Source organism: Actinomadura rudentiformis, from assembly GCF_008923185.1.
Taxonomy (GTDB): domain Bacteria; phylum Actinomycetota; class Actinomycetes; order Streptosporangiales; family Streptosporangiaceae; genus Spirillospora; species Spirillospora rudentiformis.
Window position 1 is genome coordinate 188,667 of the sequence record NZ_WBMT01000022.1, and the last position, 25,457, is coordinate 214,123.

Below are 25,457 nucleotides of genomic sequence, written 5' to 3' on the forward strand. Positions count from 1 at the left end.
AGACTACAGTTCGGCTCATGACGGAACGCAAGCCCCGTGCGGACTATTCGGGCGAATTCGATCCAGACTTCAAATTCGAGGACCTGTCCAAGGAGGCACTCGTCCGCCTGGTCCGGGAGTACGCGCTGATCGTGCACCTGCTCGACCGCTCCGCCCTGACTGCCGTGGGGCTGCGCTACGGCCAGCGCGTGGTCGAGGAGATCGCCATCGAGGAGTGGAAGGGCGCCAGCCCGATCTACACCGACCGCATCCGCGAGATCATGAAGATCGAGGGCGACGGCGTCTCAGCCATCTTTAAGGTGCTGCAACTCGACCCCGGGTTCGCCCAGCATTACATGGACGTCGAGTACGAGCTGATCTCCGAGACGCACGGCTTCTTCCAGCTGCGCTCGTGCGGCGCGCTGCTCGACGTCGAACCGTTCGGCGAACGTTCCATCAAGGGCATGTGCCACACCATTGAGGACGGCACGTTCGACATCACCGCGCAGGCGGTCAACCCCAAGGCGCGCATCCGCCCCGTGCACCGGCCGCCGCGCGTGCCCGCCGGCCGGGTGCCGCACTGTCGCTGGGAGGTCATCATCGACGACGACACCGAGGTGCTGCCCGAGGCCGACATCACCCGCATGACCCGCGGGACCACGGCCGCCACGCACCGCTTCCCGCCAATGCGCGACGGCACCCCGCACGTTCCCAGGTAGACCTGGGCCCGCAGGCCTGCGCCGGCCCGTTCACCGCATGCGGTGAACGGGCCGTTGTGAGAGGTGGGAGCGGGGCTCAGTCTTCGTTAACTGAGGGTCACCCTGGCGTCCAGCGCCGTGTGCGCGCCGGTGTAAAACCTGGTCGGCGCGCCGCCGCAGTCCTTGTAGGTCTTGGTGGGACCCCAGGGGACGAACTTGACCTTGGCCCAGACGCACCGATTGTTGTTCTTGGTGTCGTTCAGTGGGTTCCCGGCCACCCAGCGCCTGATCCCGTTCGTGCACTCCCGGTACCTCAGGTAACCGCCATTGATCTTGATGGGCGTCCATTTGCCGCACCGCACTGCCGCCTTGCCCTGCTCGGCGGCCTGCTGGGCGACGGCGGCCGGACGTTCGGCGGGCGCAGCCGTGGTGGCGGCGGACGCGGTGCCCGCGCCGGTGAGGACGGCGGTGCCGATGGCGGCCCCTGCCGCCAGACTCGCCGGAATCCTCGCGATCTTCATGGTGACTCCTCCCCCGAGGGAGCGATCCCCCGGCTGACGCTTCCCCGCCTCGTACGGGGAAGACGATGAGATCTTCAGCCGGGGCAGCGAGGAGAACACAGCCCCCTTTCAGGCGTGCTTGAAACCCATGACCGGATGAGGACAGTCGGCTGTGACCACGTTGGTCAGGTGAGTGCGATTTCGGCCTCGTGAGCCGTGGCGGCGCTCTCATGCAGTGACCATTGGTCCAGCGCCGAGCGGCGGGCCGCCTGGAGGGCCTCCGGCGGGGTGGCGGCGATCTGGGCAGCCAGTGCGAGGGCTGCCGGCAACGCGCGTCCGGGATCCACGACCTGGGTGACCAGCCCGTAGGTGAGGGCGTCGGCGGCGGAGAGGCGGCGGCCGGTGAGGATCAGCTCCATCGCCCGCCCGTGCCCGACGATCCGGGGGAGCCGCACGGTGGCCCCGTCGAGACAGGGCAGGCCCTTGCCCAGGTTGAGCAGGCCGAACTCGGCCGTGGTGGACGCGATCCGGAGGTCGGCCCACAGGGCGAGTTCGAAGCCGCCGCCGAAGCAGTAGCCCTCGATCGCGGCCACGATCGGCTTGGCGGCGCGGCCGCGGGTCACCTGCATCGGGGGAGGGCCCTCGACCGTCGGGGCCGGGAAGTCGCCGGCCGCGATCGCCTTCAGGTCGTTGCCCGCGCAGAACATGCCGCCCGCGCCGGTGAGCACGGCGGCCTGCGTGCCGGGCTCGTTCTCGAACGCGGCGAAGGCTTCGCGCAGCTCCTGGGCCATGGGGCCGTCCACGGCATTGCGCCGCTCCGGACGATCGATCGTGATGATCCGGACACCGTCGTCGTCCTCGGTCCGCACGGGCATGGCATCTCCCTCATATCTAGATCGATCGTCATATTAGATAGATCGATCTAGTGAGAACAAGGGCTAGGGTACAGGCATGGCGAATGACACCCGCCAGCGGTTGCTGGAGGCCAGTGCGCAGCTCTTCCGTGAACAGGGATACGCGGGGACCGGGCTCAAACAGATCACGACGGCCGGCGGGGCGCCCTGGGGGTCGCTCTACCACTTCTTCCCTGGCGGCAAGGAGCAGTTGGGCGCCGAGGCGATAGCCCACTCCGGCGCACGCTACGAGCGCCTCTTTGAGCTGACCTTCGCGCGCGGGGGCGAGGACATCGTCCAGTGCGTCCGCGACTTCTTCCAGCTCAGCGTGGACGCCCTGGAGAAGTCCGGCTGGGCCGACGGGTGCCCGATCGCCACGGTGGCGATGGAGGTGGCCAGCACCAGCGAGCCGCTGCGGCACGCGTGCGCTGAGGTGTTCGCCTCGTGGGAGGCGGCCTTCGCGCGTGGTCTGGCGGGCGCGGGGATCCCGCCCGAACGGGCGGCGGAGCTCGCCACCTACGCGCTCGCCGCGTTCGAGGGGGCCATCGTGCTCAGCCGCACGACCCACGACACCCGGGCGCTCCGGATCACGGCCGAGGTCGTCGCCACGACCCTGCGAGCGGAGCTGCCCGCCGCGTGACAAGGCTCACGGGTGGGCCCGTTGTTCGTTGATATCGGCCGATGTAGCGTTCTGTCCCGTCCTGGACTAATCGTCAATAAGCCCTTCGCTTTCCCAGCCCACCCGGGGGAGGCCGCGATGACCGCGCAGCTCGGCGAGCCCGAGAACATCGTTCTCCAAGCCCGCGACGTCAGTTTCGACTGGTCCGGGGTTCCGCTGCACTGGATCCCGGACGACCCGGTCGCCACGCACCTCATCAACGTGCTGCACCTCCTGCTGCCCGCGGGCGAGGAGTGGTTCGTCAAGGTCTTCAAGGAGGCCCTCCCGTACGTCAAGGACGACAGGCTCCGCGAGGACGTGCTCGGTTTCATCGGCCAGGAGGCCATGCACGCCGGCTCGCATGACGGGGTGCTCGACCACTTCGTCGAGCAGGGGCTCGACGTGCGCCCGTTCGTCCGGCAGGTGGAGTTCGTCTTCGACGGGCTCCTCGGCGACCGGAACCTGACCGGCGAGCGCGCGCAGGCCTGGTTGTTCGAACGCGTCGCCATCATCGCCGCGATCGAGCACTTCACCGGCGTGCTCGGCGACTGGATCCTCAACGCCGCGGCGCTGGACGAGGCGGGCGCCGACCCGACGATGATGGACCTGCTGCGCTGGCACGGCGCCGAGGAGGTCGAGCACCGGCACGTGGCGCACGATCTCTACATGCACCTGGACGGCTCGTACGGCAAGCGCGTCCGGGCGATGACCGAGACGATCACGATGCTGCTGGCCCTCTGGCAGCGCGGGCACCGCTTCCTGATGGCCCGCGACCCGCTGGTGAAGGGCCGGATCAAGGGTGGCCTGCACCATCTGCGGCGCACCGGCCCGGCCGGGCTCACGCCACCCGGACGGCTGCTCGGCCCGTCGATCATGCGGTATCTGAGGCGTTCCTACAGCCCGCTGAACGAAGGCTCGACCAGCCAGGCACTGGCCTATCTCGCCTCGTCGCCGGCCGCGCAGGCGGCGCTGCGGTGACGAGCCGGAGCCCCAGGTGGACGGCGGGTCAGAGCGCCGGCCAGATCCCGCCTGACCTGCGTGGCCGCCGGTCCCGTGACCCGTTCTGGGTGGTGGTCGGCGCGCTGTTCAACGGCATCCAGTGGGTGCGTTCACTGCGTACCCCGGTGATCCCGTACGTCCGGCCGGTCGACCGCGGCCTGACCCTGGTCGTCCAGGAGACCAGGCGGGAGGCGGCGGACGTGGTCGGCCTCCGCCTGGGCGCACCCGACGGGGGACTGCTGCCGAGGTGGCAGCCCGGCTGCCACCTCGACCTGCTCCTTCCCTCGGGCAGGCGGCGGCAGTATTCGCTGTGCGGCGACCCGGCCGACCGGCGGTCCTACCGCATCGCGGTGCGGCGGCTGCCCGCCGGTGGCGGCGGCTCGATCGAGGTCCACGAGGACCTTGTCGAGGGCCGCACGGTCAGGGTGCAGGGACCCCGCAATGCCTTCCCGTTCCTGGCGAGCGAGTCCTATCTCTTCCTGGCCGGCGGCATCGGCATCACGCCGATCCTGCCGATGGTCCAAGCGGCGGAACGGGCCGGCGCCGATTGGCGGCTCGTCTACACCGGCCGTTCCCGCGAGACCCTGCCGTTCCTGGACGAACTCGCGGGCCTGCCGCCGGGCCGGATCGTGATCCGTACCGACGACGAGCACGGCGTGCCCCGCTCCGCGGACCTCCTCCGCGACGCGGGCCCCGGCACCGCCGTCTACTGCTGCGGCCCCGCGCCCATGATCGACGCCGTCCGCGGCGCGTTCTCCGCCGGCACCCTGCACTATGAACGGTTCGCCCCGGCACCCATCGTCGACGGCCGCCCGTTCACGGTCGAACTCGCCCGCACCGGCACCACCATCGGCGTCGCCGCCGGGCAGTCCGCGCTGGAGGCCATCAAGGCGGAGCTGCCCTCCGTCGCGTACTCCTGCCGGCAGGGTTTCTGCGGCACCTGCCGCGTCCGTGTCCTCGACGGCACCGTCGACCAGCGCGCGGCCACCGACCAGGGCGGCGACTCGATGCTCATCTGCGTCTCCCGCGCCCGGGGCGGCCATCTCACGCTCGACCTTTGATCACCGCACCGAGTCCGCCCTGGATATGCGACGCTTGGGGTGTTCAGTCCTGCCCTCGAGGAGTAGACCGTGCCGGAGACGTCCCACCTCGACCTGCCTGCGCGCATCGGCCCGTACCGGGTGATGAGCCGGCTGGGCGAGGGCGGCATGGGCGTCGTCTACCTCGGTGCCGACGAGTCCGGCCACAAGGTCGCCATCAAGGTGATCCGCCGCGAGTACGCGGCCGACGCCCAGTACCGGGCGCGCTTCGAGTCCGAGGTCTCCGCGGCCCAGCGCGTCCGGCCGTTCTGCACCGCCCCCGTCCTCGACGCCGACCCCAAGGCCGACCCGCCGTACCTGGTCACCGAGTACGTCAGCGGTTCCAGCCTGGCCGCCGCCGTCGACCGCCAGGGTCCGCTGCGCGGCGCCGACCTCGAGGCGCTCGCCGTCGGCATGGCCTCGGCGCTGACCGCGATCCACGACGCCGGCGTCGTGCACCGCGATCTCAAACCGGCGAACGTGCTGCTCTCCCCGTACGGCCCGCGCGTGATCGACTTCGGCATCGCCCGTGCGGACGACATGACCAGGCTCACCGCGACCGGCGGCCTCGTCGGCACCCCCGCGTTCATGGCACCCGAGCAGCTCAACGGCACCCCCGCCACCGCCGCCTCGGACGTCTTCGCCTGGGGCGCGACCGTCGCCTACGCCGCCCGCGGTACGACCTGCTTCACCGGCAACTCCATCCCGGCGATGATCCACCAGATCGTCAGCGGCGAGCCGGATCTCCGCGGCCTCCAGGGCACCGTTCTCGACGTGGTCCGGGCCGCCCTGGCCAAGGACCCCGCCAAGCGCCCCAGCGCGCAACGCCTCCTGGAACGCCTGGTCTCCAGCTCCTCCACCCAGGAACAACCCGCGGCCCCGAGCACCGCACCGCCGTTCCCCCCACCGCAGCCGGTCTTGCCACCGCCCGCAGTGGGCACGGACCAGTCCGCCGCCCTGGTCGAACGGCAATACCGTGAGGCGGCCGAAGCGGGCGACACCGCCGCCATGTACAACCTCGGCGTCCTGCTGAGCTGGCGAGGCCAGACCGCGGAAGCCGACTACTGGTACCGCCGCGCGTCCGCCGCCCAGCAGAGCTACGGGTATCAGCCGACCTACCACTCCGCCTACACCACGTCACCCGCCGCCCAGCCGCCGCGCTACAACCACTTGGCCCTCTACGCGATCGTCCTCGGCCTGGTGGGCATCATCACCTGCGGCCTGCCCTCCATCCCCGCGATCATCACGGGACACATGGCCTGGCGGCAGATCGGCCGCACTCAGGAACGCGGTCTCGGCCTGGCCGCGACAGGCCTCGCCCTCGGCTATCTGATGGTCGCGTTCTGGCTGCTCGTCGCGTTCGGTGCGGCCCTCCCCGACGAGGACCCCAGCGCCCAGCTGCCCACTCCCGCCGCGACATGACAACGGGCCCCGGCGATCGCCAGGGCCCGCCATCAGGGTGTCACTTCACGCGAACGAGCTTGCTGGCCACCGGAGCCCGCTTGATCTTGTCGAAGACGAGGAACTTCTGCGCGTAGACCGGGGTCTTGGCGCCCACCTTGAACGAGATCGGCTTGATCGCGCCCTTCTTGACCCGGCCGTCGGCCTTGTAGGTCTTGATGGCCACGAGCTTCTTGGTCTTCGGGTCGAGCTTGTAGAAGACGACCTTCGCCGAGCCGACCTTGCTGGCGTCCAGGACATATCCGGAGACCATGGCGGTCTTCTTCACCACGCGCCAGTGACCCGCGCTCTTGATGCTGGCGGGCTGGATGGTGCGCTTGCCCGCCTTGTTGAGGCTCCACTTGCCCTTCGTCACCGGCTTGCGGTCGGCGCTGGCGGCCGGAGCCGTCACGCCCACCGCGAGGGCTGCGGCGGTGACCACGATCGCTGCCTTGCGCATGCGAACTCCTCTATTCAGGTTGGTAAGCAAGGAAACACCCCGGAAACCGGGGCCGTGATCAACAGTAACCATCCCACTACTGCGATTCGCCGGATTGCGGCCGAATGTTGCGTATGTCATTCCGAGACCGTTCGATCACACCCCGTCGCCCCGCTGTGATAAACCCGTTGCGGTGATCCCCGCTCTCCTGGCACCGTAGATCTCGTCAGGCCGTCCAAGGAGACGACGAGAGGAGGACCGGCCATGGAGCAGCACCTATATCGACTGCCCTGGGCGTCACTCGCCCGCCAAGGCCGGTATCCCGCCTGACCCTCGCCGAGTGACGCCGCAAGATCCCCCTGCGGCTCTACTCCAATTGGCAGAGAGGCCAGTCTCAGGAACTGGATGTTCCGGGTTCGAATCCCGGGAGCCGCACGCATGCCCCCGTAGTCCAACGGCAGAGACGGCAGCATGAGGTGCTGTGCGATGCAGGTTCAAATCCTGTCGGGGGTACCAAGGTGAGCCAACGAGCTCGCCCAAGGGGCGGCGCCGACGTCCGGAGAGTCGGGCCTGGCTGTAACCCAGGTGCCTTGTGCTGAGTGGGTTCGAATCCCACCCGCCCCACCATTACGCCCTTGGGATGGGGAAGTCACTGGGCGGGGCGGGCGGGTTCGGGAGGTTTTCGCGTAGGCCTTCCATTTGTTTGCGCAGGTCTTTCATGCGGTCGCGGAGCTTGTCGAAGTCCGGCGGGTCGGTGATGAGGGTGGCGGTGCGGGTGTCGCCGTTTCTGGGGCCGCCGATCATGACGGTGTCGCCCACCTTGAGGGACTTCTTGCGGATGGTGGTGTCGGGGGTCAGCGCCCAGGTCCAGGTGGTGCCGTCCGAGCTGTGCACGGTGATGGAGGAGTCCGACTTCTGGGTGACCGTGCCGGTCTGCCACATGTAGACGCGGGTCTTGCCGTCGGCGTCTCTCATCACCGACTCGCCGTGCACCACGGCTGGGGGTTCGGCGGGGGCCTTGACCGGCGCGGGCGATGGGTCGGCGGCGGATGCTGCGGCGGCGCCGGTGCCCAGGGCTCCGATTGCTACGGCTGCTCCGGCTAGCAGGATGAACGGTTTCATCATGGTCCTTCCGTTGTCTTGCCGGAATCGTGCTTCGGTGCGGCTAACACGGAGGTAACACGCTTCACGTTATTCAGGGGTTATGTCGGGGCCGTGATGCTTGCCGTGGAGGTCGTGATGCGGGTTTTGGTTGTGGAGGACCAGGCGGACCTGGTGGAGATCCTCCTTGAAGGTTTGCGTGCGGCGGGGATGGCGGTGGATTCGGCGCTCGGTGGTGTTCAGGCGCAGGAACTGCTCGCGGTGAACGACTACGACGTGGTGGTGCTCGACCGGGATCTGCCGGACGTTCACGGCGACGAGGTGTGCCGGGAGCTGATCGAGGGCGGGGCGCTGACGCGGGTGTTGATGCTGACCGCCGCGGGTGCGGTCGATGACCGGGTCGAGGGGTTGAGCCTGGGGGCTGACGACTACCTGGCCAAGCCGTTCGACTTCGCGGAGCTGGTGGCCCGGATCAGAGCGCTGGGCCGGCGGGCGCGGCCGCCGATCCCGCCGGTGCTGGTCGACGGAGACCTCGTGATGGACACCGCGCGGCGGGTGGCGACGCGGGGTGGGCGGCCGCTGCGGTTGACGGCGAAGGAGTTCGGTGTGCTGGAGGTCTTGTTGGGGGCGGACGGTGCGGTTGTCACCTCTGAGCAGTTGCTCGAACGAGTGTGGGACGAGCACACCGATCCGTTCACCAACACCGTCCGGGTCACGATGATGCGGTTGCGCCGGAAGCTCGGCGAGCCCGGTGTCGTGGCGACACTGCCAAGTGCCGGCTATCGGATCGTCCGCTGATGAGCATCCGGCTGCGGTTGACCGCGCTCTACGGCGGGTTGTTCGTGGCGGTGGGGGCGTTGCTCGTCGCCATCACCTACGGCCTGTTCGCGAGCAGATTGCAGGCGGCGAGGCCGCGTCCGCCTGATCTTGGGCGGTTGCCGGTCCTGCCGGAGGGACTGGGTGATCCGCGGCGGGTGCTCGATGAGGCGCTCGCGCGGCAGCGGGACGAGGCGCTCGATCAATTGCTCACCCAGTCGATCGTCGCGCTGGCGATCGTGTCGGTGATCGCGGTCGTGCTCGGCTGGATGGTGGCGGGTCACGCGCTGCGGCCGCTGCGGGAGATCACCGCGACCGCGCGCCGGTTGTCGACCGACAATCTGGACGAACGCATCGGGCTGGGCGGGCCCCGCGACGAGATCAAGGAGCTGGCCGACACGTTCGACGCCATGCTCGCCCGGATCGCCGCCGCGTTCGAGGCGCAGCGGCGGTTCGTCGCGAACGCCTCGCACGAGCTGCGGACACCGCTGACCGTCCAGCGCGCCGCCGTGGACGTGGCGCTCGCCGATCCGGAGCCGTCGCTGCGTTCGCTGACGGCCATGGCGGTGCGGATCCGCGCCGCGACCCAGCGGCACGAGCGCCTCATCGCCAGTCTCTTGACGCTCGCCCGCAGCGAACGGGGTGTCGAGCACTATGAGGACGTTGATTTCACCGAGACCGTGCAGACCGTTCTCGTCGGCACGAACACGCGCGATCTGAAGGTCGTCCCCCGGTTGCGGCCCGCTCATGTGCGCGGTGATCCGGCGTTGCTGGAACGGCTGGCCGTCAACCTGCTCGACAACGCCGTCCGCCATAACACGCCCGACGGATGGATCGAGGTCCGCGTCCGTTCCGAGGGGGGCGTGGTGACGTTGCACGTCGCCAACAGCGGCCCCGCCGTGCCGGCCGAGGAGGCGGAGGCGCTCTTCGAGCCGTTCCGCAGGCGATCGGCCGGCGGGCATGGGCTCGGCCTCTCCATCGTGGCCGCCATCGCCGCCGCCCACGGCGGCACGCACGCGGCGTTCGCCCGTCCCGAAGGCGGCCTTGAGGTCACCGTCAGCCTCCCTGCGCGTGTGCCCTGCCGGGCGACCGCCGCGGCACCGGTTCCGGTTCGTTCTCGATCAGGGTGAGGACGCATGCGATGGCGAGCAGCATCCCGGCGATCGCGCTGAACATGTGGACCAGGTCGCTGAAGCCGTTCGTCCCGCCGCTGAACAGACCCCACGAGAAGAGATGTCCAGCGCCGACCCACGCCGCCGCCACGGCTCCCACCATCCGCCCGGATCCGCGCCGGTGCACCAACGCGAGGGCACCCAGCGCGCCCGCGAAGGCCAGCGGTCCGCCGATGGCGACGAACGTCTTCTGCGCGGCCGTCTCGAATCTCGGGTCGCCGCCCAGATCGCCGCCGCTGAACGCCCAGACGATCTGCATCACGCCGACCACCGCGGCGACCAGCGCCGCGCCGTTCACGAACAGAACCTGGATCGAACGCGTCGCCCCCGGCCGGAGCTCCTTGGCCGCCATCCGGAACACCTGCGGCCAGCGTGCCCGGGCGTGCAACACGAACGCCCCCGTCAGGGTGATCGCCTGGATGACGAAGCCGCCGTAGACCACGGCGAACACCCAGCCGGCCATGTCGCCGCTGTCCTCGTTGTCCGGCAGGGGCGAGCCGCCGGCGACCGCCTGGACGGCCATCCCCAGCGGGAGGCCCAGCGCGATCGGCGCGAGCAGGCCGGTGCCCACCCACATCGGCACGAGGACGAGCCATCCTGGTATCCGCCGCCCCCACGGATAGGTGAACGCGAAGGCGATGAGGACGGCGACCAGCTCCGCTCCCATGGTGACCGCGTTGGCCACCTCGTACTTGGCGGTGTGAATCTCGGCCGCGGCGTCGCCGGTCACCCCGAGGTCGCCGCCCGACAGCCACACCAGCTTCAGGACGACGTACGGGACACAGGCGGCGGCCGTCGCGAAGCAGAACGCCAGCCGGATGTTCCAGAAACGCCGGTCGGCGGCATGGGTAAAGATCGTCATGGGATTCAGGCTCGCCGGGCGGCCTCCACCATGCCTCCCGCCCAGAGGTGAACTCCCTCCCCTCCACGGGGGAGCTTCGTGGGTATGACTCCTGCCATGACGGATGAGCTCTTCGTTGTGGTCCGCGAGACGACGGCTGATGTCTGTCAACCTGTGCAGATGCGGGTCACTCCTCCGCTGACGCACGAGGAGGCCGTGGAACGTGCCCGTCAGGAGAACGAGACGGCCATGCCGGGCATCCATCACACCGTCAGGTCATGGAGTTCCTGGCAGGACTGATCAGGGGGCGTTCGTCGTGGCGGAGAGGTCGCCGTTCTGGCTCTCGCCCCAGGCGAAGAGATGGCGGGAGCCGGGTATGGGGGCGACCTTGAGGTAGCCGGCGATGGGGACCTGCACGGCGGTCCATGTCGTGCCCTCCAGGCGGTAGAGGGTGCTGTTGCCGGCGGCCCAGTACGTGCCGTCGCCCGCCACGACGGGGTTGGCGGGAATGGACGTGGCGGGCTTGCTGAGCTCGTCCCAGGAAGTGCCGTTCCAGCGCAGCTGGTGGTGGATGGTGCTGTTCTGCTTCCTGAACTGGATCACGGGCCCTTCGAGATCGTAGATGGAGTGGTACCAGGTGCCCCTGTAGGCGTCCGGGACGGGGACCGCCTCCCACGCGGTGCCGGTCCAGCGGTGAACGATCGGCAGGCTGTCGTCGGAGCCCGTGCGGGAAACGGCCCACATCCCTTCGGCGGTGGCGGCGTAGTAATGGTCGGGCGAGTGGTGGACGTCGCCCGGCAGCCGCTCGAAGGTGGTCCAGGAACTGCCGTTCCAGTGCGAGATCTTGTCCTCGTTGAACACGTGCAGGTCTCCGTTGGCCGTCTGCTGGACGAAGTTGATGTGCCGGCCGCCCAGTGAATGCCTGGTCCACGTACCGCCGGCGAAGCGGTGCAGGGCGGTGCGGTCGCGGAGCCAGAGGCCCTTCGCGTCGGCCCACATCTCAGCGCTCACCAGAGTCGACGGCGAGGTGACCTGGCTCCACTTCGCGCCGTCCCAGTGGGCCAGATATGCGGTGCGGTTCCGGTAGCCGACGAAACCGGACGCCCAGACGTTGTCGGAGGTGACCGCCTCGACATCGGTGATCTCACCCTCTCCGCTGATGCCAGGCGGGGAGTGGCTCTTCCAGGATGTCCCGGTCCACTGCTGGAGCAGCGGTTTGGCGCCGATGTCGAGCAGCGTGATGGGCGGGCGGCCCAGGTCACCGGGGATGCCGACGTACACCTTGCCCTGGCCGCCCGCGGCCCAGGCCTCGTTGGCGCCCACAGGCTCGACGTCCCTGAGGTTGCGGTCCGGCCAGGTCCAGTTGAGCGGGGCCGGACGCCATACGTCCTCCGCGTGCGCCGGGCTCACCGACCCGACCACCGTCGCCGCCATGAGCATGCCAGTAAATACTGTAACGATCCGCATGGTGGCCAGTGTCGGGCACGTGGAGGCGAAGATCTAGACCTCATTTCTAGAGCTCATTTCGCACGGGGGTATGGCTCCATCGGCGATTAACGCGAAGTTCATTCGCGACCACGCTCCGCTCGTCTCCGCGTTCGCGCAGGTCATTGATCACTGATGTGGCGATCTCACGAAGGTGATCCCATCAGCTGGGCAAGTCGTGACATTTGCCCGCAAACTGCGCAATGCGACCGTCCCTTCTGACCCGCCGTCCCCGCACGTGACCGGGGTCCCCCTCCCGGCCGGGGCGCGGGCAGAAGGAGAGACTCGTGAAACGAGTCACGGCATTCGCGCTGTCCACCGCGACCGCGCTCTGTCTCACCGCCGGACTGGCGACGCCGGCCGACGCCACCCCGCCCAACATCCCCTCCGCGAGCACCGCCGCGTCCGAGCTGGCGGCGCTCACGGTCGCCGCCGAATCGCACGAATCCACCTACGACCGCGACCTGTTCCCCCACTGGGTCACGATCTCCGGCTCCTGCAACACCCGCGAGACCGTGCTCAAGCGCGACGGCGTCAACGTCGTCGTGAACTCCAGCTGCGCCGCGACGTCCGGCAGATGGACGTCTCCCTATGACGGCGCCACCTGGAGCGCCGCGTCCGACGTCGACATCGACCACATGGTCGCCCTCGCCGAGGCCTGGCGTTCGGGTGCGTGGGCATGGACGACCTCCAAGCGCCAGTCGTTCGCCAACGACCTCACCAACGCCCAGCTCTGGGCGGTCACCGACAACGTCAACCAGGCCAAGGGCGACAAGGACCCGGCTGAGTGGAAGCCGCCGCTCACGTCGTTCCACTGCACCTACGCCAGGGCGTTCATCGATGTGAAGTACGAGTGGGGCCTCTCGGTCGACAGTGCCGAGAAGTCGGCGCTGAGCAGCATGCTCGGCCGCTGCTGACCTTCTCCTCCTCCGGCGGCCGCCGCCCGGGCGGGGCGGCGGCCGCCAGGATGCGTTGAGGCCCGCCGACGTTCTCGCCCGCGGATCGCGTGATCGCTGGTAGAACGCGGCCGGGTACGCTCGCCGGGATGGGAACGCCGGCGGGAAAGACCACGGACGCCCCGGAGGTCTCGCCACGGGGATTCGCCGGTCTGCTGGCCGTCGCCAATCTGGGGTTGTGGATGCCGCTGATCCCACCCGTCCTGGTGACGCTGCAACTTCGGCTGGAAGATCTCGACCCGGCGAACAAGGAACGCAACGCGGGCATCGTGCTCGGCATCGGCGCGTTCCTCGCCCTGGTCGGCAACCCGCTCGCCGGGCGGCTGTCGGACCGCACGGCCTCGCGCTTCGGCCGCCGCCGTCCGTGGCTCATCTGCGGCATGGCCGGTGGCACGGCCGGGCTCGCCGTCGTCGCGCTGGTGCCGTCGCTGCCCGCGATCCTGCTGGGCTGGTGCCTGGCGCAACTCTCGTTCAACGCCACGCTGGCCGCGCTCGCCGCCACGATCCCCGACCAGGTGCCGGTGGAACGGCGCGGATCCATGTCCGGCATCCTCGGCTTCAGCCAGATCATCGCCATCGCCGCGGGAGTGGGCATCGTCGCGTCGGTGCCGGGCATCGCGGCGAAGTTCCTGGTGCCCGCCGTTCTCGGCACGGTCCTCGTCACCGCGTTCGCCCTGCTCCTGCCCGACCGCCGCCTTGCCGAGCCTGCCGCGCCCTTCTCGCTCCGGGAGTTCGCCGGCACGTTCTGGGTGAATCCTCGCAACCACCCCGACTTCGGCTATGCCTGGCTCACCCGCTTCCTGGTCTCCTTCGGCGTGTTCGCGCCCCTGACCTACCTGGCGTTCTTCCTGCCCGACCGCGTCGGCATCGCCGAGGACGACGTGGACCGGACCGTGGCGCTGCTCGTCGTCATCGGCCTCGGCTGCACCGCGATCACCTCGGTCCTGGGCGGCTGGCTCTCCGACCGGGCCGGCCGCCGCAAGCCGTTCGTGATCGGATCCGGTGCCGTGCTGGCCGCCGGCACCGGCCTGCTGGCCCCCGCGACGAGCCTGCCGCAGGTGATCGCCGCTCAGATCGTCCTCGGCATCGCGGGCGGCATGTTCCTCGCCGTGGACATGGCCCTGATCACCCAGGTCCTGCCCGATCCGGAGACCATGGCCAAGGACCTGGGCGTCATCAACATCGCCAACACCCTGCCGCAGTCGCTCGCGCCCGCCGCCGCGCCCCTCTTCCTGGCCATCGGCGACGGCACGAACTACCCGGCCTTCTACGGCTTCGCGGCCCTCTGCGCCCTGGCCGGAGCCGTCTTCGTCACCCGCATCAAGAGCGTCCGCTGACCGGTTCCCTGAGGGTCAGGCCCCTCGCCAGGTCTTCCGCGGCTTGTGGTGCATGCGTCCGGGGACGCCGGGGCGCTGCTGCCATGGGTGCGGGCCCGAGGGCGGGCGGTAGCCGACGCCCAGCGCGTCCAGGCGGGCGTAGTGCGCCGCGTTCATCCGGCGGTCGAAGTCCTCGAAGTCGCGTTCGTCCGGCGCGGGGAGCTGTGACCAGGCCACTTCGGCGAACGCGGCGAGGCGGGGGAACGCCTGGTAGTCGAGGCGGCCGAGGTCCTCGACGACCTCGGTCCACAGGTTCGCCTGGGTGCCGATGACATGGCTCGCCTCGGGTGTCCCGGCGAGGCTGGGCGGCACGGGCTCGAAGCGGTAGACGTCCTCCAGCGTGTGCACCCAGCCGAACGGCACGGGCTCGTCCGGCCCAGGAGCCTGTACGTGGTCGAGGTAGACCTCTTGCTGGGGGCACATCACCACGTCATGGCCCGCCTTGGCCGCCGCGATGCCACCCCTGTACCAACGCCAGCAGGTGACCGTGGCGCCCTCCGCCAAGCCGCCCTCCAGGATCTCGTCCCAGCCGACGAGACGGCGCCCGCGTTCGGCGAGCCAGCGGTCGAAGTGACGGATGATCCACGACTGCAGTTCGTTCTCGTCCTTGAGCCCCAGTTCACGGATGCGTTCCTGGGCCGTGGGCGACGCACGCCATTGGTCCTTGACGCACTCGTCGCCGCCGATGTGAACGAACCGGCTGGGGAAGATGTCGAGCACTTCCTCAAGGACGCCTTCGTAGAAACGCAGCATGGCCTCGGTCGGGGCAAGCACGTTGGGATTGATGCCCCAGTCGGTCTTCACCCCCAATGCCGAGGTGTCGATGACGTCACTGTTGCCCAGCTCGGGATAGGCGGCGATGGCCGCCTGTGAATGGCCGGGCAGGTCGACTTCGGGGACGACGGTGACATGCCGTTCCGCCGCGTACGCGACGATCTCGCGCAGGTCGTCCTGGCTGTAGAAGCCGCCATGCGGCCGCTCGTCCCACATCACCGGCTCTCCCCAGCCCATGCGGGTACGTGGACGCCAGGCGCCGACCTCGGTCAGCCGCGGGTAGCGTTCGATCTCGATACGCCATCCCTGGTCATCGGTCAGATGCAGGTGCAGGACGTTGAGCTTGTGCGCCGCCAGCAGGTCGATATAGCGCAGCACGCCGTCCTTGGGCAGGAAATGCCGCGCGACGTCGAGCATGAAGCCCCGCCATGCGAACCGCGGCGCGTCCTCGACGACCACATAGGGCACGTTGACCGGCTCGCTCCCGATGGCCGCACGGCGAAAGGCATCAAGGCCTCGCATCTGCCGCAGGGTCTGACTTCCCCAATGGATCCCGGCGTCGTCCCCGCCCACGATCTCGACGCCGTCGGCGGAGACGGTCAACCGATAGGCCTCCGGTCCGAGGGCGGGATCGACGCTGGTACGCACCTCTCCGACTGGGCCCTCGCCTCCAGTCCGCACAAGACGACGCGGGGCGGGGATCAGATTCGGCTCTCCGGTCATCGCTGCTCTCCACGGTTCTGGTGCTGCTCGGGCAGATGGCTGTCGGGGTGAACCCACAACAGCACATTGCCCAGCTCAGCAGATTCCCTCTCCCGCTGAAAGAACGAAAGGATTTCCTGGTCCGAGTGGCGCAGGCTGAAATGAGTCAGAACGAACTGCGTTTCCGGGTGCGCCTCGACGATGGGCTTGAGACGGCTCCACACGGTGTGTCCTACGCGGTCCGCGCGTTCGAGTTCGGTGTCGTGCAGGAACGAGCACTCGGTGATGATGACCGGGTAGTCGAAAAGCCACGGGTTCCGATCGAACACGTTCACATGCGTGTCACCGAGGAACGCGAACAGCGGCCGCCGGATCCCCTCCTCGACGACCACGCCTTCCTTGCGCTACTGCGCCATGACCCGGCCGAACTCGCCGCTCCGGCCTTCCTGCGCCAGGGACCTCCGCAACTCCTCGAACTCCGGCCGCAGCGCCTTGCGCTGTTCCGAGAACGCGTAGCCGACACACGGCACCTTGTGCTCGCACTCGACCACTCGGACATGGTGTCCCCGGCGCCCGAAGACGAACTCGTCATCCTGACGTACGCCGTTCAAACTGTGGCTCTCCGCCAAGGCCGGGTCGTAGCTCGCCCCATGGTTGAGCTCGGCGGACGCCCGCAGATAGGACTCCACGTAAGGCACCGCCTTGTCCGGCAGATAAACGGCCGCACCGGACGAGGCCAGATAGTCGAGGTCCTTGGAGTGGTCATGGTGCGTATGCGTCAGAAAGACGGTGTCGACCTGCATCCCCTCGCAAAGACCCGCGTCCAGGCTGCAGCGGAGTTCGGGGATGCCAGAAGCTCAGGAAGCCGCGTCATCGGGGCCGTCCTTTCATCGCCGCCGCCGACGGTGCCCCTAGTGCCCTCGTCGATTCGCGCCGATCGTAGCGATCATCCCTTCGGCCACACGAACGGATTTCGTGTCCCCGCGACGGACGTCCACAGTGCCGGACGTGATCAGGCACCGACGTGGCTCACGGGCCACAACAGGCCACGGTGCCGCCCGCTTCGTGGTGGGACAGTCACCGGTCAAGCTTTCCAAGCCCGCTCGCAAACGCGTCTGACTTCGTTACGACCCGGCAGCCGAAGGCCGGTGATGCTCATGGCGGCCATGGCGTTTCGCCGCCTCGTCGAGGCGCCGCAGCACAGAAGCCCAGCCGACGCTGGTCTCGTTGCCGAGCTGCAACGGCAGGCCGCTGTGCCGCAAGGTGAGCGTCGTGCCGTGGCCGTCTGGCGTGAGCGTGACTTCGACCTGTGAGGCACCGGGCGCTATGCCCGGTGCCCCGGGAGCGGGCTCCCAGCCGAAGGTGAAGACGATCCGTTCATACGGCACGAGCTCGACGAACGTCCCGCGCATCACCGGCCGCGGCCCGTCCTGCATCTCCACGCGGAGGTCACCGCCGGGGCGCGCCTCCAATTCGGCCTCGCCCCACCACTGCGCCAAGTAGGCCGGGTCGGTGAAGAACCGCCACACCGTCTCCGGCCGGGCCTCGATCCGCATCGTCTGCTCGACCGTCGTGCTCACGGTGCCTCCTCCGTCTCCTCTTCGCCGGCGAGGGCCCTTTCTTCTCGCTCGGCCGCGTCCTTCAGGCGGCGCAGCGGGCCGGGCCACATCGACTCGAAGAACATCGCCGCCTCGGCGAGACCGTCGGGACGCATGCGGTATAGGCGGCGATTGCCGGCGCGGCGGACGTCCAGAAGCCCGGCCGTGACCAGGATCCGCAGGTGCTGGGAGACCGCCGGCCGGCTCATGCCGGGAAACCGCGCGGCGATGTCGCCTGCCGAGACCTCGCCGTCGCGGACCAGGGCCAGGATCGCGCGGCGGGTCGGATCGGCGACCGCCCGCAACGCCTCATCCACCGGGTCTCTCCTTCGTGGCGGGATGGTGTGTAAGTATTTAAGCAACATCTTACATAGATTGAGGAGATTTGATGACGGCACCCAGGTCCGAGAACAAGCGGCTGGACGTACTCGTCGGCAGTTGGCGGTCGGAGGGGTGGACGGTCGCGGCCGACGGCGTGCCGCCGGTACGGATCGCCGGGTCCGACACCTACGAGTGGCTGGCAGGCGGGTTCTTCCTCGTCCATCGCGTGGACGTGCGCATGAACGGCGACAGGGTCGAGGTCATCGAGATGATCGGCCCCTACGATCCGGTGACAGGGACGTATCCCATGCGGTCGTTCGACAACCAGGGCGACTTCGTCACCATGCACGCGACCGTGGACGACCACGGGGTGTGGACGTTCGCTGGCGAGACCGAACGGGCGACGCTGACGGTCGCGGAAGACGGCACCACCATGAGCGCGAAGTGGGAGCGCACGGACGACGGCTCGACCTGGCTGCACTGGATGGACATGGCCTTCACCAGAGAGCGGTGACCGCAGCCGGGCTTGCCGTGGGCCAGTGTCTGAACTAATGTCTGGACACGTGTCCGGTAATCAGCGGCAGGTGTGTCGAGCGGAGCTCGTCGAATGAAGGGTGACCGGGTGGGGGCTGCGGGATTGGCTTACGAGTCCACGCGTCGGCGGCTCACCGACCGGCAGGCCGACACCGTGCGGCGGCTCACCGACGCGGCGGTGGAGGAGGTGCGGGAGACCGGGTACGAGGGTCTGACCGTGCGGAACGTCGCCAAGAGGGCGGGGGTCGCCCCGGCCACGGCGTACACCTACTTCGCCTCCAAGAACCACCTGATCACTGAGGTGTTCTGGCGGCGGTTGAGTGCGCTGGAGCCCGTCGTGGTGGAGGGCTCGGCGCAGGAGCGCGTGGGCGCGGTGCTCCGCGAGATCGCGCTGCTGGTCTCGGACGAACCCGAGCTCGCGGCGGCATGCACGACCTCGATGCTCGGCACCGACCCGGACGTGCGTGAACTGCGGTTCAAGATCGGCATGGCGATCCGGGAGCGGCTCCAGGCCGCCTTGGGCGAGGACGCCGACGACAAGGTGGTGGGCGCGCTGGAGCTGGCCTACGCCGGTGCGCTGGTGCACGCGGGCATGGGCTACACCTCGTACGCCCGCATGGCCGACCGGCTAGCCGAGATGGCCGAACTCATATTGCCGAACACCGGGTTCATATCGCCGAGCACTGAATGAGGTGACGGCTGTGGGGCGTTCCCCCGAGTTCTCTGACAGCTCTGTCTCTTACAGCCCTTACGACTACGCCATTCACGAGGATCCCTACCCGACGTACGCCAGGTTGAGGGACGAGGTCCCTCTCTACAGGAACGAGGAGCTGGGCTTCTGGGCTTTGTCGCGGCATGCGGACGTGGCGGCGGCCTTCAGGGACTACACGACGTTCTCCAGCGTCAACGGAGTCTCGCTGGAGCCGAGTGCGTGGGGACCCCATGCCCATAAGACGATGTCGTTTCTGGCATTGGACCCGCCTCGGCACACGCGGATGCGGGCCTTGGTCTCCCGAGGCTTCACACCCAGGAGGGTCAAGGAGCTCGAAGAAGGGATCCTTGACCTGACACGGCGCTATCTCGATCCGCTGGTGGAGGCGGGCGAGGGCGACTTCATCGAGACGTTCGCCGGCAAACTCCCCATGGACGTCATCTCGCAGATGATGGGCGTCCCGGAGGCTGACCGGGCCGAGGTGCGGCGGCTGGCGGACCTGGTGGTGCATCGGGAAGAGGGGCTCAACGACGTACCGCCCGCAGGGATGGAGGCCGCGCTCACCCTGGCCGGCTACTACGAGCAGATGGTCGCCGAACGCAGGAAGCACCCGGCCGAGGATCTGACATCGGCCTTGCTGGAGGCGGAGGTCGACGGGGACCGGCTGGAGGATCGCGAGATCATCGCGTTTCTCTTCCTTATCGTCGTGGCCGGCAACGAGACCACGACGAAGCTCCTCGCCAACGCCCTGTACTGGGGCTGGCGCAATCCGGGAGAGTCGCGCAAGGCCCTCGACGACGCTGGACGGGTCGAGGACTGGATCGAAGAGACGCTGCGGTACGACACGTCCAGCCAGATGCTCGCGCGGACCGTCGCGCAGGAGACCACCTGGCACGGGCAAACGATTCCGGCGGGAGAGCGGATGTTGCTCCTCGTCGGGTCGGCCAACCGTGATCCAAGGGTCTTCGCCAGAGCGGACACGTACGACATCGACCAGGACACCTCGCAGCTCATCAGCTTCGGCGGCGGACGGCACTTCTGCCTCGGCGCCAACCTGGCGCGGCTGGAAGCGCGCATTGCGCTCACCGAGTTCGTCCGGCGGGTTTCGGCGTACGAGGTGGACGGCGACCGGGCCCAGCGCGTGCATTCGGTGAACGTTCGGGGATTCGCGACCTTGCCCGTACGGCTGGAGAGGCGGCGGTAGTGCCCAGATTCGAACCACATCCTGAGCGGCGTCCGGCTCTGGTGGCCGGGGCGTCGTCCGGCATCGGCGCGGCCACGGCGACCGCGCTGGCGATGGCCGGGCATCCGGTGGCGGTCGGCGCGCGGCGGGCCGGCAAGTGCGAGGAACTCGCGGCGACGATCCGGGCGGGCGGGGGAGAGGCGTTCGCCCATCCGCTGGACGTGGGCGACTCCGACTCGGTCAAGGCGTTCGTGGCGGCGGCGCAGGACGCGCTCGGGCCGATCGAGGTCCTCGTGTCGGGTGCGGGTGATCTGGCCGCTGAGAGGATCCACGAGCTGGACCCGGACGGGTTCCTTGCGCAGGTGCAGGTCCATCTGGTGGGCGCCCACCGGTTGGTGTCGCAACTCGTCCCGGGGATGGTAGCCCGGCGGCGCGGTGACGTCGTTTTCATCTCCTCCGATGTCGTCCGGGCGCCGCGGACGCGGATGGGCGCGTACGTCGCCGCGAAGAACGGCGTCGAGGGCATGGCGCGGGCCATGCAGATGGAGCTGGAGGGCACCGGCGTACGGGCGTCGATCGTCCGGCCCGGGCCGACCGCGACCGGGATGGGGATGGGCTGGGACGCCGAGACGACCGGCGTGGTGCTGGAGGAGTGGGTCAAGTGGGGCCTGGCCCGGCATCCGTACTTCCTGCGGCCGTCCGATGTCGCCGCCGCCGTGGCCGCCGTGGTGGGGACGCCGCGCGGCGCGCATCTGTCACTCGTCGAAGTCCAGCCCGAGGCACCCGTGGAAGCCCAGCCCGAGGCACCTGTGGAGAAGCCATGACGATCCCTGCCGTGTCCGGCGGCCCCGATCACCTGGACGAGCTGCGGTCGGACCCCATCGCCTTGATGCGCCGTGTCCGCGAGGAGTGCGGTGACGTGGGCGAGTTCCGGCTCGCTGACCGCCGCGTGGTGCTGCTGTCGGGCGAGGAGGCGAACGAGTTCTTCTTCCGTGCCCCGGACGAGGAGCTCGACCAGGCCGAGGCGTACCCGTTCATGACCCCGATCTTCGGCGAGGGCGTCGTCTTCGACGCCACTCCGGAGGAACGCCGCGAGGCGCTGCACAACCAGGCGCTCAAGGGCTCGTTCCTCAAGGGCCACGCCGCGACGATCGCCGCCGAGGTGGACCGGATGGTCGCCGGGTGGGGCGAGGAAGGGGAGATCGACCTGCTCGACTGGTTCGCGGAGCTGACCATCTACACGTCGTCCGCCTGCCTGATCGGCAAGAAGTTCCGCGAGCAGCTCGATCGGCGGTTCGCCGAGCTCTACCACGATCTCGAACGCGGCACCGACGCGATCGCCTACGTCGACCCGTACGCGCCGATCGAGAGCTTCCGCAAGCGCGACGAGGCGCGGGCGGCGCTCGTCGAGCTCGTGCAAGGGATCATGAACGGGCGGCCCCCGAAACCTCCCAAGGAGGACCGCGACCTGCTCGACGTGCTCATGTCCATCAGGAACGAGGACGGCACGCCGCGCTTCAGCGCCGACCAGGTGACCGGGATGTTCATCTCGATGATGTTCGCCGGGCACCACACCACGTCCGGGACCGCCGCGTGGACACTGATCGAGCTCTTGCGCCATCCCGGCGTGCTGGCCGGCGTGGTCGGCGAGCTGGACGACCTCTACGCCGACGGCAGCGAGGTCAGCTTCCAGGCGCTGCGCGAGATCCCGAGGCTGGAGTCGGCGATCAAGGAGGCGCTGCGGCTGCACCCGCCGCTGATCCTGCTGCTGCGGGTGGCCAAGTCCGACCAGGAGGTGCTCGGTCACCGCATTCCTGAAGGCACGATGGTCGGCTGCAGCCTGGCCGTCTCCAACCGGATCCCCGAGGACTTCCCCGAGCCGGATGCCTTCCGGCCCGAGCGCTACGCCAAGCCGCGCGAGGAGGACCTCGCGCACCGCTGGACGTGGGTGCCGTTCGGCGCGGGACGGCACCGCTGCGTCGGCGCCAACTTCGCGATGATCCAGCTGAAGGCGATCTTCTCGGTGCTGCTGCGCGACTGGGAGTTCGAGCTCGCCCAGCCGCCGGAGACGTACCGCAACGACCACTCCAAGATGGTCGTCCAGCTCGCGCAGCCGTGCGCCGTCCGCTACCGCCGCAGGAGGCGGCCGTGAAGGTCGAGGCCGACCTCGATCTGTGCCAGGGCCACGCGTTGTGCGAACTGGAGGCGCCCGATGTCTTCGAGGTGCCGCCCAAGGGCAAGGTCCGCGTACTGAACGCCGAGCCGCCCGATGACCTGCGCGACGAGGTCGCCGCCGCGATCCGTTACTGCCCCACCCAGGCCCTCAGACTGAAGGAGACTCAGTGAACGGAGACCCCATGAGCGGCTTTCCGCGTGAGGAGCTCGAGGACATGGTCCAGCACTGGCTGGACACCAACCGGCGCTGCGAGGAGCTCGGCGACTGGCGGCCGCTGGCCGAGCTCTACACCGAGGACGCCACGTACGGCTGGAACATCGGGCCCCACCAGGACTTCATGGCCGTCGGCCGCGACGAGATCCGCGACCTGGCGCTCGGGTCGGAGATGGGCGGCCTGGACGGCTGGTCCTACCCGTACCAGAGCGTCCTGATCGACGACCGCAAGGGCGAGGTGGTCGGCTTCTGGAAGCAGGTGGCGGAGGCCAAGCGGCCGGACGGGAGCCCGTACGAGGTGGCGGGGATCGGCGGCAGCTGGTTCCGGTACGCCGGTGACCGGCAGTGGTCCTGGCAGCGCGACTGGTTCGACCTCGGCAACGTCACCTCGCTGTTCGTCGAGATGATGAAGGCCGAGGTGCTGTCGGACGGGATGAAGCGGCGGCTCGACCGGGCCGCCTCGGGCGAGCCGATCCCGGGCTACTACAGGCGCGGCGAGAGCCCGGCACCTCTCTGGTGAGGGGGAACGCCTAAATCTGGCCTTCGGGCTTCTTCGGGATCGTGGCCGTGATCGCCTCGCCGAACTCGATCAGCACGTCCCCGGGCGGGGCGTACTTGGCGGGCACCGTCACCTCGACGTAGGCCTGGCGGGCGACCGCCGTCCAGGTCACCGGGCGGTCCGCCGGTTGCCCGAACCAGTCGACCCCGTTGATGGTCTGCAGTTGCGAGGCGGGCGTCAACGCGGCGGGCCGCGGCACGCCACAGCGCAGCGCGATCGCGGGAGAGCCCCAGGCCGCGGTCAGCGGCGAGTCCGGCTCGGTGTCGCGGCGCGAGAGACCGTTCACCTTCTCCGGCAGCCGCAGGCCCTCGCAGAGCCGGGTGGTCGCGGCGTCCGGGCTCGGTGGCGGCATCTGGACCGCGCCGTCCCCGCACCCGGCCACCGCGAGGAGGGTGGCGCCGAGCAGAGCGAGGGGGCGGCGATGAAGCACAGACCGGTGAGCCACAGAGCGGTGAAGCACAGAGGCGCGACCGTCAGATGTGCACGATCGGGCAGGTGAGCGTCCGGGTGATCCCTTCGACCGCCTGGATCTGCGCGACGACGAGCTTGCCCAGCTCGTCGACATTGTTGGCCTCCGCTCGGACGATCACGTCGTACGGCCCTGTCACGTCCTCCGCCATTTTGACGCCCGAGATACCTGCGATCTCGCGGGCCACGGCGGCAGCCTTGCCTACCTCGGTCTGGATGAGGATGTAGGCCTGCACCATCACGTCCTCCCCGGGCGGAGAAATAGCCGTCAGAAACTCACCGTATCGTGTTACGCGGCGCAACGGGGGTCCGGGGGGCGATCAAGCTTGGCTTATCCCTTGTGCGGGTGGTCGTACGGGGTCGGGCGATGGCGGATCTCCTTCCGCCTCCCCGGCGCGAGGACGCGAACGGGAGCCGGGAGGCCATGGAGACCATCGGGGCGCTGGGCGAGTTCGGGCTGATCGCCCGGCTGACGCGGCGGCTGCCGCAGGGCCCGGCGGTCGTGCTGGGGCCCGGTGACGACGCCGCGGTGGTCAGGGCACCGGACAGGAGGGTGGTGGCGACCACCGATCTGCTCGTCGAGGGACGGCATTTCCGCCTCGACTGGTCCGGGCCGTACGACATCGGCCGCAAGGCCGCCGCACAGAACCTCGCCGACGTCGTCGCCATGGGCGCGCGGCCGACCGTGCTGCTGATCGGCCTCGCCCTGCCCGCGGACACGTCCGTGGAATGGGCTGAGCGGCTCTATGACGGCCTGGCGGACGAGTGCGCACGGGCCGGGGCTTCAGTGGCCGGTGGGGACGTCGTGGGGGCGTCTGAGATCACGATCGCGGTCACGGCGCTCGGCGATCTGGGTGGCGAGCCGCCCCTGACCCGTTCCGGTGCCCGGCCTGGCGAGGTCGTCGCCGTCCGAGGCCGGATCGGCCACTCGTCGGCGGGCCTTGACCTGCTGTCCGGCGGGCTGGACGGCCCGGCCGAGCTGATCGAGGCGCACCGGCGCCCGCAGCCCCCGTACGAGGCGGGGGAGGAGGCGCGGGCGCTCGGCGCGACGGCCCTGATGGACGTGAGCGACGGGCTGCTCCAGGATCTCGGGCACATCGCGTCGGCGAGCGGCGTACGGATCGAGGTGGAGAGCGCCGCGATGCCGGTGGCGGACGTGCTCGGCCCGGACGGGCTCCGGCACGCGCTGACCGGCGGCGAAGATCACGCCTTCGCCGCCACGTTCCCCGCCGGTTCGGTTCTCCCGCCCGCCTGGAGCGTGATCGGCCGCGTCACGGAAGGCGAGGGCGTGGCCGTGGACGGACGCCGCCAGGGGCCTGCCGGTTGGGATCACTTCCGCAGGTGAACCGGGGTGGCACCGCCTGTCGCGGAGGCCACCCTTTTGCCGTTCCGGTAGGCATGTTTGGTACTGGTTTGGTATACCTTCCTGAGATCGAAGAGGGATGGGATGGGACGACACACCAAGCCGCAGCAGCCGGATGATGAGGGAGCCCATCCGGCTCCGCCATTGGCCGCGCCGCACGGTCCGGGGACACCGTCCGACCCCCCAGGTCAGGTCGGACCGCCGCCGCGCGCCGGATTTCCCGTACCGCCGCCTCCCGCGGGGCCTCCCGTGCCGCCGCCTCCTGCGGCCGCCCGCCCCGTCTCGCTCGACGTGACCGTTCCGGACGTCAGCGCGCTCTACAAGACTCGAGGGCAGTCCCCGGGGCCGGCGGTGGACCGTCCCGCCGCCGGGGGCCGCCCGCCCGCCACGGGCAGGCCCGACGTCGCGGCGCCCGTGGCCGG

The 25,457-nt window shown here is 69.3% G+C and carries 31 protein-coding genes and 3 tRNA genes; 21 read left to right on the forward strand and 13 right to left on the reverse strand.

The annotated features are described in order from the left end of the window. The first annotated feature begins 17 nt into the window (after positions 1 to 17). Positions 18 to 698 (forward strand): hypothetical protein, encoded by a 681-nt coding sequence (locus F8566_RS38720; protein ID WP_151567283.1) that lies wholly within the window; start codon positions 18 to 20, stop codon positions 696 to 698. An 86-nt stretch (positions 699 to 784) separates the two neighbouring features. Here F8566_RS38720 and F8566_RS38725 read toward each other — a convergent pair whose 3' ends face one another. Both F8566_RS38725 and F8566_RS38730 read right to left on the reverse strand, forming a co-directional pair. Continuing rightward, positions 785 to 1,198 carry a hypothetical protein gene (locus tag F8566_RS38725; RefSeq protein ID WP_151567284.1) on the reverse strand — a complete coding sequence of 138 codons (414 nt, stop codon included), beginning with the start codon at positions 1,196 to 1,198 and terminating at the stop codon, positions 785 to 787. A 164-nt stretch (positions 1,199 to 1,362) separates the two neighbouring features. Then, positions 1,363 to 2,052, reverse strand: coding sequence for an enoyl-CoA hydratase-related protein (locus F8566_RS38730; RefSeq protein WP_151567286.1), 690 nt, complete (start codon positions 2,050 to 2,052; stop codon positions 1,363 to 1,365). Between the two features lie 76 nt (positions 2,053 to 2,128). Between F8566_RS38730 and F8566_RS38735 the strand changes: the two genes are divergently transcribed. From F8566_RS38735 to F8566_RS38750, 4 genes are all read left to right on the forward strand, one after another. Next, positions 2,129 to 2,710 carry a TetR/AcrR family transcriptional regulator gene (locus tag F8566_RS38735; RefSeq protein WP_151567288.1) on the forward strand — a complete coding sequence of 194 codons (582 nt, stop codon included), beginning with the start codon at positions 2,129 to 2,131 and terminating at the stop codon, positions 2,708 to 2,710. A gap of 117 nt (positions 2,711 to 2,827) precedes the next feature. Then, positions 2,828 to 3,706 carry a metal-dependent hydrolase gene (locus tag F8566_RS38740; RefSeq protein WP_151567290.1) on the forward strand — a complete coding sequence of 293 codons (879 nt, stop codon included), beginning with the start codon at positions 2,828 to 2,830 and terminating at the stop codon, positions 3,704 to 3,706. Next, positions 3,703 to 4,788, forward strand: a complete 1,086-nt coding sequence (locus F8566_RS38745; RefSeq protein ID WP_225993895.1) for a PDR/VanB family oxidoreductase — start codon at positions 3,703 to 3,705, stop codon at positions 4,786 to 4,788. Before F8566_RS38740 ends, F8566_RS38745 begins: the two co-directional genes overlap by 4 nt. Before the next feature lie 69 nt (positions 4,789 to 4,857). After that, positions 4,858 to 6,228, forward strand: coding sequence for a protein kinase domain-containing protein (locus tag F8566_RS38750; protein WP_151567292.1), 1,371 nt, complete (start codon positions 4,858 to 4,860; stop codon positions 6,226 to 6,228). A gap of 40 nt (positions 6,229 to 6,268) precedes the next feature. Here F8566_RS38750 and F8566_RS38755 read toward each other — a convergent pair whose 3' ends face one another. Continuing rightward, on the reverse strand, positions 6,269 to 6,706 hold the full coding sequence (locus F8566_RS38755; protein WP_151567294.1) for a hypothetical protein: 438 nt from the start codon (positions 6,704 to 6,706) through the stop codon (positions 6,269 to 6,271). A 340-nt stretch (positions 6,707 to 7,046) separates the two neighbouring features. Between F8566_RS38755 and F8566_RS38760 the strand changes: the two genes are divergently transcribed. The 3 genes from F8566_RS38760 to F8566_RS38770 all read left to right on the forward strand — a co-directional run bounded on the left by F8566_RS38760 (position 7,047) and on the right by F8566_RS38770 (position 7,312). Then, a tRNA-Leu gene (locus F8566_RS38760) sits at positions 7,047 to 7,120 on the forward strand. 5 nt (positions 7,121 to 7,125) lie between these two features. Beyond that, a tRNA-Leu gene (locus tag F8566_RS38765) sits at positions 7,126 to 7,201 on the forward strand. Positions 7,202 to 7,225: 24 nt separating this feature from the next. Then, positions 7,226 to 7,312, forward strand: a tRNA-Tyr gene (locus tag F8566_RS38770). Here the strand turns inward: F8566_RS38770 and F8566_RS38775 are convergent. Then, positions 7,313 to 7,810, reverse strand: a complete 498-nt coding sequence (locus tag F8566_RS38775; RefSeq protein ID WP_151567296.1) for a hypothetical protein — start codon at positions 7,808 to 7,810, stop codon at positions 7,313 to 7,315. A gap of 114 nt (positions 7,811 to 7,924) precedes the next feature. On the opposite strand from F8566_RS38775, the gene F8566_RS38780 reads away from it, so the two are divergent. Further along, a complete protein-coding gene (locus F8566_RS38780; protein WP_151567298.1) occupies positions 7,925 to 8,584 on the forward strand; it encodes a response regulator transcription factor in 660 nt (219 codons plus the stop codon). Further along, on the forward strand, positions 8,584 to 9,732 hold the full coding sequence (locus tag F8566_RS38785) for a sensor histidine kinase (protein ID WP_151567300.1): 1,149 nt from the start codon (positions 8,584 to 8,586) through the stop codon (positions 9,730 to 9,732). The genes F8566_RS38780 and F8566_RS38785 overlap by 1 nt, the downstream gene beginning before the upstream one ends. Here the strand turns inward: F8566_RS38785 and F8566_RS38790 are convergent. Further along, on the reverse strand, positions 9,659 to 10,636 hold the full coding sequence (locus F8566_RS38790; protein ID WP_151567302.1) for a hypothetical protein: 978 nt from the start codon (positions 10,634 to 10,636) through the stop codon (positions 9,659 to 9,661). The genes F8566_RS38785 and F8566_RS38790 overlap by 74 nt on opposite strands. 96 nt (positions 10,637 to 10,732) lie before the next feature. On the opposite strand from F8566_RS38790, the gene F8566_RS38795 reads away from it, so the two are divergent. Further along, on the forward strand, positions 10,733 to 10,915 hold the full coding sequence (locus tag F8566_RS38795; protein WP_151567304.1) for a hypothetical protein: 183 nt from the start codon (positions 10,733 to 10,735) through the stop codon (positions 10,913 to 10,915). Here the strand turns inward: F8566_RS38795 and F8566_RS38800 are convergent, their stop codons facing one another. Beyond that, positions 10,916 to 12,082: a hypothetical protein gene (locus F8566_RS38800; RefSeq protein WP_151567306.1), complete on the reverse strand. Its 1,167-nt coding sequence runs from the start codon at positions 12,080 to 12,082 to the stop codon at positions 10,916 to 10,918. It abuts the gene before it with no gap. Positions 12,083 to 12,387: 305 nt separating this feature from the next. Between F8566_RS38800 and F8566_RS38805 the strand changes: the two genes are divergently transcribed. Both F8566_RS38805 and F8566_RS38810 read left to right on the forward strand, forming a co-directional pair. Next, positions 12,388 to 13,017, forward strand: coding sequence for an HNH endonuclease family protein (locus tag F8566_RS38805; protein ID WP_151567308.1), 630 nt, complete (start codon positions 12,388 to 12,390; stop codon positions 13,015 to 13,017). A 128-nt stretch (positions 13,018 to 13,145) separates the two neighbouring features. Then, a complete protein-coding gene (locus tag F8566_RS38810; RefSeq protein ID WP_151567310.1) occupies positions 13,146 to 14,393 on the forward strand; it encodes an MFS transporter in 1,248 nt (415 codons plus the stop codon). Positions 14,394 to 14,408: 15 nt separating this feature from the next. On the opposite strand, the gene F8566_RS38815 is transcribed toward F8566_RS38810, so the two are convergent. The 5 genes from F8566_RS38815 to F8566_RS38830 form a co-directional block, all read right to left on the reverse strand. Continuing rightward, positions 14,409 to 15,854, reverse strand: coding sequence for a beta-N-acetylhexosaminidase (locus F8566_RS38815; protein WP_264159525.1), 1,446 nt, complete (start codon positions 15,852 to 15,854; stop codon positions 14,409 to 14,411). Positions 15,855 to 15,925: 71 nt separating this feature from the next. Then, positions 15,926 to 16,300, reverse strand: a complete 375-nt coding sequence (locus F8566_RS51855; RefSeq protein WP_225993896.1) for a hypothetical protein — start codon at positions 16,298 to 16,300, stop codon at positions 15,926 to 15,928. Positions 16,301 to 16,312: 12 nt separating this feature from the next. After that, the gene (locus F8566_RS51860) at positions 16,313 to 16,711 is read right to left on the reverse strand and encodes an MBL fold metallo-hydrolase (RefSeq protein WP_225993897.1); all 399 of its coding nucleotides are present in this window, start codon (positions 16,709 to 16,711) and stop codon (positions 16,313 to 16,315) included. A gap of 321 nt (positions 16,712 to 17,032) precedes the next feature. Then, on the reverse strand, positions 17,033 to 17,488 hold the full coding sequence (locus F8566_RS38825) for an SRPBCC family protein (protein WP_151567314.1): 456 nt from the start codon (positions 17,486 to 17,488) through the stop codon (positions 17,033 to 17,035). After that, a complete protein-coding gene (locus tag F8566_RS38830) occupies positions 17,485 to 17,823 on the reverse strand; it encodes an ArsR/SmtB family transcription factor (RefSeq protein WP_225993898.1) in 339 nt (112 codons plus the stop codon). The genes F8566_RS38825 and F8566_RS38830 overlap by 4 nt, the downstream gene beginning before the upstream one ends. Positions 17,824 to 17,894: 71 nt before the next feature. Here F8566_RS38830 and F8566_RS38835 point away from each other — a divergent pair, with 71 nt between their 5' ends. The 7 genes from F8566_RS38835 to F8566_RS38865 all read left to right on the forward strand — a co-directional run bounded on the left by F8566_RS38835 (position 17,895) and on the right by F8566_RS38865 (position 23,165). Next, positions 17,895 to 18,341 carry a DUF1579 family protein gene (locus tag F8566_RS38835; RefSeq protein ID WP_151567318.1) on the forward strand — a complete coding sequence of 149 codons (447 nt, stop codon included), beginning with the start codon at positions 17,895 to 17,897 and terminating at the stop codon, positions 18,339 to 18,341. A gap of 93 nt (positions 18,342 to 18,434) precedes the next feature. After that, positions 18,435 to 19,052 carry a TetR/AcrR family transcriptional regulator gene (locus F8566_RS38840; RefSeq protein WP_151567320.1) on the forward strand — a complete coding sequence of 206 codons (618 nt, stop codon included), beginning with the start codon at positions 18,435 to 18,437 and terminating at the stop codon, positions 19,050 to 19,052. A 10-nt stretch (positions 19,053 to 19,062) separates the two neighbouring features. Next, positions 19,063 to 20,277, forward strand: a complete 1,215-nt coding sequence (locus tag F8566_RS38845) for a cytochrome P450 (RefSeq protein WP_151567322.1) — start codon at positions 19,063 to 19,065, stop codon at positions 20,275 to 20,277. After that, positions 20,277 to 21,080: an SDR family oxidoreductase gene (locus F8566_RS38850; protein ID WP_151567324.1), complete on the forward strand. Its 804-nt coding sequence runs from the start codon at positions 20,277 to 20,279 to the stop codon at positions 21,078 to 21,080. The genes F8566_RS38845 and F8566_RS38850 overlap by 1 nt, the downstream gene beginning before the upstream one ends. Continuing rightward, positions 21,077 to 22,408: a cytochrome P450 gene (locus F8566_RS38855; RefSeq protein ID WP_151567326.1), complete on the forward strand. Its 1,332-nt coding sequence runs from the start codon at positions 21,077 to 21,079 to the stop codon at positions 22,406 to 22,408. The genes F8566_RS38850 and F8566_RS38855 overlap by 4 nt, the downstream gene beginning before the upstream one ends. Next, positions 22,405 to 22,602 (forward strand): ferredoxin, encoded by a 198-nt coding sequence (locus F8566_RS38860; protein WP_151567328.1) that lies wholly within the window; start codon positions 22,405 to 22,407, stop codon positions 22,600 to 22,602. The genes F8566_RS38855 and F8566_RS38860 overlap by 4 nt, the downstream gene beginning before the upstream one ends. Then, positions 22,599 to 23,165, forward strand: a complete 567-nt coding sequence (locus F8566_RS38865) for a nuclear transport factor 2 family protein (RefSeq protein WP_225993899.1) — start codon at positions 22,599 to 22,601, stop codon at positions 23,163 to 23,165. Before F8566_RS38860 ends, F8566_RS38865 begins: the two co-directional genes overlap by 4 nt. Before the next feature lie 10 nt (positions 23,166 to 23,175). Here the strand turns inward: F8566_RS38865 and F8566_RS38870 are convergent, their stop codons facing one another. Then, positions 23,176 to 23,634, reverse strand: a complete 459-nt coding sequence (locus F8566_RS38870; protein WP_225993900.1) for a DUF3515 domain-containing protein — start codon at positions 23,632 to 23,634, stop codon at positions 23,176 to 23,178. A gap of 43 nt (positions 23,635 to 23,677) precedes the next feature. After that, positions 23,678 to 23,911: an Lrp/AsnC ligand binding domain-containing protein gene (locus tag F8566_RS38875; RefSeq protein ID WP_151567330.1), complete on the reverse strand. Its 234-nt coding sequence runs from the start codon at positions 23,909 to 23,911 to the stop codon at positions 23,678 to 23,680. A 185-nt stretch (positions 23,912 to 24,096) separates the two neighbouring features. Here F8566_RS38875 and F8566_RS38880 point away from each other — a divergent pair, with 185 nt between their 5' ends. Beyond that, the gene (locus F8566_RS38880) at positions 24,097 to 25,017 is read left to right on the forward strand and encodes a thiamine-phosphate kinase (protein ID WP_151567386.1); all 921 of its coding nucleotides are present in this window, start codon (positions 24,097 to 24,099) and stop codon (positions 25,015 to 25,017) included. Positions 25,018 to 25,457: the final 440 nt, after the last annotated feature.

What these genes read in the sequence shown, in the direction of transcription:
- F8566_RS38875 (WP_151567330.1), bottom strand. Translation starts at nt 23,911, where the DNA reads ATGGTGCAGGCCTACATCCTCATCCAGACCGAGGTAGGCAAGGCTGCC.
- F8566_RS38780 (WP_151567298.1), top strand. Translation starts at nt 7,925, where the DNA reads ATGCGGGTTTTGGTTGTGGAGGACCAGGCGGACCTGGTGGAGATCCTC.
- F8566_RS38795 (WP_151567304.1), top strand. Translation starts at nt 10,733, where the DNA reads ATGACGGATGAGCTCTTCGTTGTGGTCCGCGAGACGACGGCTGATGTC.
- F8566_RS38735 (WP_151567288.1), top strand. Translation starts at nt 2,129, where the DNA reads ATGGCGAATGACACCCGCCAGCGGTTGCTGGAGGCCAGTGCGCAGCTC.
- F8566_RS38740 (WP_151567290.1), top strand. Translation starts at nt 2,828, where the DNA reads ATGACCGCGCAGCTCGGCGAGCCCGAGAACATCGTTCTCCAAGCCCGC.
- F8566_RS38775 (WP_151567296.1), bottom strand. Translation starts at nt 7,810, where the DNA reads ATGATGAAACCGTTCATCCTGCTAGCCGGAGCAGCCGTAGCAATCGGA.
- F8566_RS38730 (WP_151567286.1), bottom strand. Translation starts at nt 2,052, where the DNA reads ATGCCCGTGCGGACCGAGGACGACGACGGTGTCCGGATCATCACGATC.
- F8566_RS38725 (WP_151567284.1), bottom strand. Translation starts at nt 1,198, where the DNA reads ATGAAGATCGCGAGGATTCCGGCGAGTCTGGCGGCAGGGGCCGCCATC.
- F8566_RS38790 (WP_151567302.1), bottom strand. Translation starts at nt 10,636, where the DNA reads ATGACGATCTTTACCCATGCCGCCGACCGGCGTTTCTGGAACATCCGG.
- F8566_RS38785 (WP_151567300.1), top strand. Translation starts at nt 8,584, where the DNA reads ATGAGCATCCGGCTGCGGTTGACCGCGCTCTACGGCGGGTTGTTCGTG.
- F8566_RS38840 (WP_151567320.1), top strand. Translation starts at nt 18,435, where the DNA reads ATGAAGGGTGACCGGGTGGGGGCTGCGGGATTGGCTTACGAGTCCACG.
- F8566_RS38880 (WP_151567386.1), top strand. Translation starts at nt 24,097, where the DNA reads ATGGAGACCATCGGGGCGCTGGGCGAGTTCGGGCTGATCGCCCGGCTG.
- F8566_RS38800 (WP_151567306.1), bottom strand. Translation starts at nt 12,082, where the DNA reads ATGCGGATCGTTACAGTATTTACTGGCATGCTCATGGCGGCGACGGTG.
- F8566_RS38855 (WP_151567326.1), top strand. Translation starts at nt 21,077, where the DNA reads ATGACGATCCCTGCCGTGTCCGGCGGCCCCGATCACCTGGACGAGCTG.
- F8566_RS51860 (WP_225993897.1), bottom strand. Translation starts at nt 16,711, where the DNA reads ATGCAGGTCGACACCGTCTTTCTGACGCATACGCACCATGACCACTCC.
- F8566_RS38755 (WP_151567294.1), bottom strand. Translation starts at nt 6,706, where the DNA reads ATGCGCAAGGCAGCGATCGTGGTCACCGCCGCAGCCCTCGCGGTGGGC.
- F8566_RS38810 (WP_151567310.1), top strand. Translation starts at nt 13,146, where the DNA reads ATGGGAACGCCGGCGGGAAAGACCACGGACGCCCCGGAGGTCTCGCCA.
- F8566_RS38835 (WP_151567318.1), top strand. Translation starts at nt 17,895, where the DNA reads ATGACGGCACCCAGGTCCGAGAACAAGCGGCTGGACGTACTCGTCGGC.
- F8566_RS38720 (WP_151567283.1), top strand. Translation starts at nt 18, where the DNA reads ATGACGGAACGCAAGCCCCGTGCGGACTATTCGGGCGAATTCGATCCA.